The organism is Pseudomonadota bacterium, assembly GCA_011049115.1.
Taxonomy (GTDB): domain Bacteria; phylum Desulfobacterota; class Anaeroferrophillalia; order Anaeroferrophillales; family Tharpellaceae; genus DSCM01.
Map to the genome: position 1 here is coordinate 1 of DSCM01000108.1, position 5,962 is coordinate 5,962.

Below are 5,962 nucleotides of genomic sequence, written 5' to 3' on the forward strand. Positions count from 1 at the left end.
AAGGCTACATCCCCATCGTAAGGGATTAAGAGGTAGCAAAAAATCAAACCGGCGGACTGAATAAGGAGCTTCGAAGCGAAAAACAACCAAGATTAGGGCGCTTATGGCCTCGAAATTCTCTGTAAATTAAAAAAAAACGCTTTGTCGCAACACCTTTAAGATCAATCGGGGTTGACCGAGTTGCTCCAGCGGCAAGCTTCCAGATATAGTTGCGGAATCTTACCTTCCTCGATTCCCAGCCTGCCGGCGAGTTCCGCGACCAGCGGCCAGCGGCCCTGTTCGTAGGCGATAATCAGAATCAGGAAGGCGGCCAGTGGGCCTTTTTTTTCGGTCAGGGCCCGGTTCTGGTCAGGTCCCAGTGGTATCTTGTTTAAAATCGCGCGCATGGGTTGGTCCATAATGGCGTCCAACAGGGAAAATAAACCGACCGTGAACAGCTCGTTGCTCCTGGTCTTTTGCTTTGTGTTCAGGCCCAGCATCTCGCAGAATTTACCCCTGATGCAGGCCATGCTGAGCAGCTCTTCGGGCTTGCCGGCGGCCAGGCTGGAAATCGCGATCAGCGACATGAAACGGCGCAGTTCGTTACCGCCCAGATAGACCAGGGCTTGCCGGATGGTTGAAATCTGGTTGGGTTTGGCGAAGAAAGGAGAATTGATATAGCGCAGAAGCTTGTATGAGATGGTGACATCGTGCGTCACCATCTCCTCGATTTCAGCATAGTCGAAATCTTCGTTGTTCAGGGCAGCCACGATGGCAAGGGTGTTCAACTGTGAGGTCGATATTTCGCGGCCCTTGATGATCTCCGGCCTGCAGAAAAAATAACCCTGGAAAAGCTCAAAGCCGAGTTCCCTAGCGAGTTCGAACTCCGCGTGGGTTTCTATCTTTTCCGCCAGCCGGCGCGGTCCGGGTTGGGGCAGTTTTTCCAGGGATGCTTTTATTTTCTCCTGGGGACTGAGGCGGAAATCGAATTTGATGATGGCGGCCAGTTCGATCAGCGGTTTAAACTCGGGTGAATAAACGAAGTCATCGAGGGCCAGAAGAAAGCCCCGCCGCCTCATCTCCCGGCAGGCTTCGATAACTTCCCGGGTAGGGCGGACGTTTTCCAGAATCTCTATGACGATTTTTTCTCTGTCGAGCAGCAGCGGGGTTTGGGCGAGCAACAGGTTTTCCGTGAAATTTATAAATGATTTCTTATTGCCGCAGATTTCATCGATGCCGATATTGATCAGGCAGTGGTTCAGAACCTGGCTGGTGGCCGCGTCACCGTCGATATCCTGAGCCAAGTTGATCATGCTGTCGCGAAACAAAAGCTCATAGGCATAAATTCTTTTGTGCTGGTCAAAGATCGGCTGGCGGGCAACGTAGACATTCTGCATGGCTGAAGCTCCTTCCGTTTGGTATGGGTGAGTTCGGTGTTAAGGCTTTGCCCGAGCTCAGACAGCGTCGTTTTTTACCGCGATAGTAGCTGTCGGCGCTGGAGATTGCGGCCAGCGGGTGATGGCCTGGTTGATTACCGCCGGCGGCGCGCCACCGTATTCGGCGGGAATGTTTTTCAGTGGCCCAAAATACTTTTGCAATCGGAGAGGTTGTTCAGATCGACCGCTTGCGCGAAGCTGTCGGCCACCAGACCGGTTGTCTCGCTGTGTTCCAGCAGACCATGGGATGTCATCAGTTCGGCCAGTGCTTGGATTTCAGCCGAATCCGGCGTGAAGCGATCGAATTCAATTCTGGTTGTTGGGGTGGAAAGGGCATATTCGATCAGCTCCGGTGGCTGCTTCCAGTAGCGGGAAGCAATGCGCGCGGCCTCCGCTGAATGCTTGCCGGCCCAGATTCCCGCGCGCGCCACCCCCGAGACCAGTGCCTGCACGACCCGGGGCTCGCGCTCGAGCCATGCCTGTTTGACCAGGACCAGGTTGCAGATGAAATGGGGTCTTAATTCTTCAACATAAAGCAGGGCCCTGGCCTTTCCGGAGCGGATGGTCTGGGCCGCGAAGGGCTCACCGACAAAATAGGCGTCGAGCGCGGCGCTGGTCAAGGCCGAGGCCATGTCCGGCGGGTTCATTTCCACGATTTGAATGGCGGGATTCAGGGCCCTGGTTTCCATCAGGTGTAACATCTCGAGATAATGTCCTGAATAACGTGAGGGCACCGCCAGGGTTTTGCCTGCCAAGTCTTCGATGCGCCCGATATTCGATCCAACGCGTGTGACCAGGGTGCTTTCCTGGCGGTTGCCGATACACACGATCCTGACCTTTTCGCCCTGCTGGCGCAGGACCAGCGCCAGGGGCGCGATGATGAAGGCGGCATCAAGATGATCGTTGCGCAGCCCCTCCGCTATCTCGGCGAACGAGGCGAACTTGATGGCCAAGAAACGATAATCTCCATTCTTACGGCTGGCGTGATCCAGCAAAGGGGCCGCGAGGTTTGAGAGGACGGGCATATAGCCCATGCGGATAATCCGTCGGTCTTCTTGTTCGCCGTTGAATTGATGGTGCAGCAGGCTGATGATAACCAGCCAGCCGAGAGCGATGACAATATAGGTTCGGGCGGCCGTTGCCGCCCCCAGCCACCTTTTCGTGGGTTTCTCACACGGCATACGAAACCCCCTGCATCAGAAAGATCTCGTTGCGCAGCTGATTGAGCTCGTGGTGCTGGCGGAAATCCCGAGGGTGGGGAAAGTCGAGTCGGTGATTGAGCCTGACCTGGGCCGGCCGGCCATCCAGCACGACGATTCGGTCGCCCATGACCAGGGCGTCGTCAATGTCATGGGTGACGACCAGCGTGGTTTTGCCGACAAATTTGTGCATGTTGACGACTTCCTCCCGCATTTTCATGTGGGTCAGGAAATCCAGACCGCTGAAAGGCTCATCCATGATCAGAAGATTCGGATTGACGGCCAGGGCCCGGGCCAGTTCGGCGCGGCGTCGCATGCCTCCGGAAAGCTCGTGCGGGTAGTGATGCTCGAACCCTTCCAATTCCACGATCTCGATATATTCCGCCATTCTTTCCCTTTTGTCCAGTGGATTTTTCAGATTTCTCAGGCCCAGACCGACGTTTTCACTCACGGTCATCCAGGGGAGCAGGCCGTTGTGCTGAAAAACAAAGATGTGATCGGAATCCGGTTTGTGAACCCGACGGCCGTCGATGATCACCTCTCCGGAGCTTGCCGGTTCAAATCCGGCGATGATGCGCAGCAGGGTCGATTTGCCGCAGCCCGATTGGCCGAGAATGCAGACCATCTCGCCGTTTTTGATCTGCAGATTGATATTGTCGAGAACTGGAATACTCTCCCGATAGGCGATTTTGGGGTCATCGTGCTTGCGCCTTTGTTTGCGTCGGTTTCGATAGGCCTTGCAGATGGCGTTGATTTCTATCTGTCCCATATTGCTTATCCCCGTTCCGATTGAGACCAAGCGGTCGCTTCGCTACGTCCCAGTTCCCGCATGATGAGATCGAGCACCAGGCCGATCACCCCGATGACTATCATGCCGACCATGACGTAATCCATGCGCAGCGCGTTGCGCGAGTCCAGGATCAGATAGCCCAAACCGGATCTGACCGCTATCATTTCGGCGGCGACGACAACCAGCCAGGCTACCGACAGGGAAATCCGCAGCGCCGTGGTCGTGGCCGGGGTGATGGCCGGGAGTACGATTTTGGTGATGATTTCGATGCGGGTGAAATTGAAGTTGGCCGCAACCTGATAATACACCGGGTTGATCGCCTTGACGGCGATTGCCGTCGAGACTAGCAGGGGGAAAACAGCGGCCAGAAAAATCAGAAAGATCGCCGGCTGGTCGCCGATGCCGAACCAGAGCATCGCCAGCGGAATCCAGGCAATCGGTGAAATCGGCCGCAGGAACTGAATGATGGGATTGCATATGGCGTTGACGAGCTGGTGTCGTCCGAGAACGATGCCCAGCGGAATGCCGACCAGAACCGCGAGATAGAAGCCTACCGTGACCCGGAAAAGGCTGGCTATCGTGTGCCGAAGCAGGCTGCCGTCGGCAAGCAGTTCGCCCAGGCTGCTGAAAACCTGGCCGGGACCGGGGAATACCTGGACATTCCAGCCGGAGAAGCGCGCCAGCAGTTCCCAGGCCAGCAGGAATAAACCCAGGGCGAGGCCGAAAGGGGCCAGCGGTTGTCGGTTAAACCATCTCTGCGGCGGTTGTTTTTTTGCGTTCATCAAAGACTCGGCGACCTTCAGAAAGCGGTTTGTGGTTCATGTCTGAATCAGAAAGCGTTGTAAATTAAATGGATGCCGACGAGCGTCAGGAAAAAGATAAAAATCTCTTTCAGCAATCTTTCATTAATCCGTTCGCTGATGGCCGGGCCCAACTGGCCGCCGAGCAGAACTCCGGGCGCGGCCCAGGCCAGCGCCTGCCAGCAGGGGTGATGCCCCAGTCCCAGATGAAAAAGCACTCCCAGAAGACAAACGCCGAAAATCGTCATGACGCTGGTCGCGATCGCCGTGCTCATCCTTAGGTTCATCTTGTTATGCATGAGCGGAATTATCCATTCCCCGATGCTGACGCTCAGCATGCCGCTGAAGACCGCCATCAGGGAGATGAGGGGCAGGTATTTTCCGGTTTTACCGGTTTCGGCCCGCAAGTCTCCTTGATTGTCATATTTCCGGTTCGAGGAAACGAAGAGGAAGGCGGTCGCCATCGCCAGCAGCCCGATGATCATCTCGGTATGCTTGGGACTGATGGCCCCGGTCAGGCGGGCGCCGATCATGACGCCGGGAGCGGTGGCCGCGAGCATGATGCTCGTCAATCTTAAATCAACTCGCTTTTGCCGAAGATAGGCCAAACCTCCCGACCCCATGCCGACGGTCTGAATTGCCAGGGAGGTAAGCACGGAAATTTCCGGCGTTAATTTCAGCGCGATCAAAAGAAACGGCATCCAGAGAATGCCTCCGCCGATGCCGACTATCGAAGAGATCATGGCGATAACGATGCCGGCCGGGAAAGCGGCCCAGTAACTAAACATGCGGCGGTTGGTCGATGGTATAAAATTCAAAACAGTTGATAACTTCTCTCAGTTTCGCCAATTGCTGATCGAGAAGCGCCAGGTTTTCTCCGGCGGTGAATAATGCCTCGGCCGGCGGGGAATCCCGGTTCAGCAGGCTCGCCGTTTCGGCAATCAGTTCTTTCCCGGCGGCGCAGGTGTTAAGTGAAAAATGGATGATTTCCTGAAGGTTGCTCGACATTTCATTGATGACGTTTCCCAGCTCCGCCAGTTCATTGTCGGTGTCGATACGAATTGTCCGACTGAGATCGCCCATGGATATCTCCCTGGAGGTTTCGATCATGTATTGCAGCGGGCGCGTGATGTTTTTGATAAACATCGTTAAGACAATTACCACCACCGACATGATAATGCCGAGCATTAAAATCATTTTATTTCTGAGCGTGACCAAGGGTTGAAAAACGTCCTGGTCGTTGATGGCCTGGCCGACGGTCTGTTCGCTGTGGGCCTGCCAGAGTTCTCTAAATTCACTGCCGGAGGTTTCGATGACGAATTCCATCCCCACCATGACAGCCGCAAAACCAATCAGTAACAGATAGGTGATCATGGTGCGCTGCAGGGTGTATCTAAACTTTACGGTCATGGTTTATCTTTCTGCCGGTTGCCGTCGCGGGTTCGGTGCCGAGTGGCTGCGGCCAGGACGAAAGTTTTCCCGTTGTTTCCAACGGTTGTGCCGCCGGTATTTACCAAGGTCAAGGGAGAGGATTGAGAATTTCCCGGGCCAGGGCCAGATACTGCAGGCCGGAACAGCTGGCCTGATCATAATTGATGACGGGAAGATTCATGATTTGGGCTTCCCGCAAGCGGTTATCATGAGGAATCGCGGTCTGGAACAGTCGTTCCGGATAAAGATCTCTGAGTTTGCCGAAGATCATTCGGGAGGCCGTGGAAGCTTCGTCGTACATGGTGACCAGAATGCGCGCTTTCATGT

The 5,962-nt window shown here is 55.1% G+C and carries 6 protein-coding genes; all 6 read right to left on the minus strand.

Annotated elements, in window-relative coordinates:
* Positions 1 to 161: 161 nt before the first annotated feature.
* Positions 162 to 1,376, minus strand: a complete 1,215-nt coding sequence (locus tag ENN66_09700) for an HDOD domain-containing protein (protein HDS16858.1) — start codon at positions 1,374 to 1,376, stop codon at positions 162 to 164.
* 176 nt (positions 1,377 to 1,552) lie between these two features.
* Positions 1,553 to 2,596 (minus strand): hypothetical protein, encoded by a 1,044-nt coding sequence (locus ENN66_09705; protein HDS16859.1) that lies wholly within the window; start codon positions 2,594 to 2,596, stop codon positions 1,553 to 1,555.
* Positions 2,586 to 3,383 carry an ABC transporter ATP-binding protein gene (locus tag ENN66_09710; GenBank protein ID HDS16860.1) on the minus strand — a complete coding sequence of 266 codons (798 nt, stop codon included), beginning with the start codon at positions 3,381 to 3,383 and terminating at the stop codon, positions 2,586 to 2,588. The genes ENN66_09705 and ENN66_09710 overlap by 11 nt, the downstream gene beginning before the upstream one ends.
* Before the next feature lie 5 nt (positions 3,384 to 3,388).
* Positions 3,389 to 4,186 carry an ABC transporter permease gene (locus ENN66_09715; GenBank protein ID HDS16861.1) on the minus strand — a complete coding sequence of 266 codons (798 nt, stop codon included), beginning with the start codon at positions 4,184 to 4,186 and terminating at the stop codon, positions 3,389 to 3,391.
* A 47-nt stretch (positions 4,187 to 4,233) separates the two neighbouring features.
* Positions 4,234 to 4,992, minus strand: coding sequence for a sulfite exporter TauE/SafE family protein (locus tag ENN66_09720; GenBank protein HDS16862.1), 759 nt, complete (start codon positions 4,990 to 4,992; stop codon positions 4,234 to 4,236).
* A complete protein-coding gene (locus tag ENN66_09725) occupies positions 4,985 to 5,614 on the minus strand; it encodes a HAMP domain-containing protein (protein HDS16863.1) in 630 nt (209 codons plus the stop codon). The genes ENN66_09720 and ENN66_09725 overlap by 8 nt, the downstream gene beginning before the upstream one ends.
* Positions 5,615 to 5,962: the final 348 nt, after the last annotated feature.